At 56.4% G+C, this 1,893-nt stretch carries 1 protein-coding gene; it reads right to left on the bottom strand.

Annotation, left to right across the window (positions count from 1 at the left end):
* On the bottom strand, positions 1-1,893 hold a 1,893-nt coding region (locus AD948_RS00250), incomplete at both ends, for a TonB-dependent receptor (protein ID WP_061470225.1).

The raw sequence follows: 1,893 nt of genomic DNA, 5'->3' as shown, positions 1-1,893 counted from the left end.
CCCTTGATCTTGGTGCCATACACGCCGGTGGTGGCCAGAGCGTTGGCGGCGGTGCCGTTCACATAGCCAAGATAGTGGCGATCCGTGATGTTGCGCAGGTTCAGGCGCAGGGTGGGAGATTTCATGATCCCCCAGTCCTTGAAGCGGTAACCAGCATTGACGTTCATGGTCAGATAGCCCGGAATATGCTGGTCATTGTTGAAGGTGGAATACTGTTTGGCGATGTATTTCAGGCCGTATCCCGCAAAGAAGTGCCCGTCATCGTAATCAAGATTGAAGGCCAGTGAGTATTTGGGGGTCTGCGGTGCGAACTTGCCCTTGCTGAACACATAGTCGCTGCCGCTGCCGGCGGCCACGTTGCTGTCCGTGCGGGCGTTGATGTATTCCGCCGAAAAATACGGACGCAGGTGGTAGAGGATGGGACGGGTGCCCACTTCAACATCCACACCATCAGCATGGGAGTTCCCGCCATTGATGCTCTGGCTGTAATAGTCGCCATTGGCCATGGTGACGGTCTGCTGATACAGGCGGTTGGTGAAGTTGTAGTGGAAATAGGTGATGGAGCTCATCACCAGCGGTCCCTGATAACGCCAGCCGAATTCTTCGGAAATGGAGATTTCGGGCTTCATGTTGGCGTTGGCATGGGTGGAATAGCCGCTACCTGCATAATAGGCGCCGGAATCATAGAGTGACGTATTCATGGGAATACGGAAGTTTGTGGTTGAAGACGCAAACAGCTGGTTTTCGTCATTGATCTTGAAGCGGATGGAGGCGGCGGGCAGGGGCTGCTGCCAGGAGCCATTGATATAGGGCCCCGTTGAGGTGTCTGGCAGGAAGTTGTGGCCCTGCCGGTTGACGACCGTATATTTCAGGCCCGCTTCAAGCGTCAGACGGTTGTGCAGAAGCGAAAGGCTGTCCGCAATGAACATGGTGTGAATGCGCGTCTGGGTCAGTGTGTCACGATACTGTGCCGTCTGCCCGTTGGCGAGCACCAGGTTGGGGCCGCCACCCAGCAGATCTTCAGGTTTGCCGGTAGCATAATCGATCAGGCTGTACGGGCCAGTCTGGATCTGCTTGGAATATTCAAACCAGTACCCGATGGACAGACGGTTGATACCCGTATGCAGGGACAGCTTGGTGACCGCGCCGGGGCGGTAGGTCTGCGTGTTTGACGGATTATACAGCAGCAGGGAACTGGTGTTGGACGCATTATAGGGACCAATGGAGCCCGTCATGGCCTGGGACCCGTACTGCTGCTTTGTCAGGCTTTCACTGTAGGCGCCGCCGCCATTGCCGTTACCATACCAGAAATAGGGGGTTTCGGTCAGGGTCAGGTTGTCGGTCAGGGTGAAGGTGGAGGGCGCACTGGCGTAGATGTTGGTAAAGGGGTTGCGGTGCAGCTGATAATAGTTGGAGCTGGGGTTTTTAGGATCCCATTTTGAGGCGTAGGCATTGTGAATGCCCTTCTGCTGCCACGTATCCATATAGGTGGTGGGGAACAGCACGCCCGTTGACTGGTTGCCCACCAGAGAGAAGGAGATCTTGTTGCCTTTGCCCCATTCGCTGACCCATTTTGTCTCACCGTGCAGCTTGTTCTGGCCGCCCGGACCGCGCCAGGACTGCTCGACAGCATCAGAGAAAGACACATAGCCGCGCACATTGGTGTGGCCGACATAACCCGTATCAAGACGGCCGAAAATACGGCGGGCGTTATAGTTGCCGTAGGAGCCGACAATCTTGCCGCCCAGACGCTCCTTGGGGTCCAGCAGATACATGTTCACCGCACCACCCGTGGCGCTGATGTGCGGGCTGTCGAGATCGGCGGAGCCCTGTTCCACATTGATGGTGCGCAGGTTTTCCGGATCGACGATTTCCTGCGGATAGACGGCATAG

Source organism: Acetobacter senegalensis, from assembly GCF_001580995.1.
Classification (GTDB): Bacteria; Pseudomonadota; Alphaproteobacteria; order Acetobacterales; family Acetobacteraceae; genus Acetobacter; species Acetobacter senegalensis.
The sequence above is the reverse complement of the archived record's forward strand: the minus strand, read 5'-3'. Positions and strand labels throughout refer to the sequence as shown.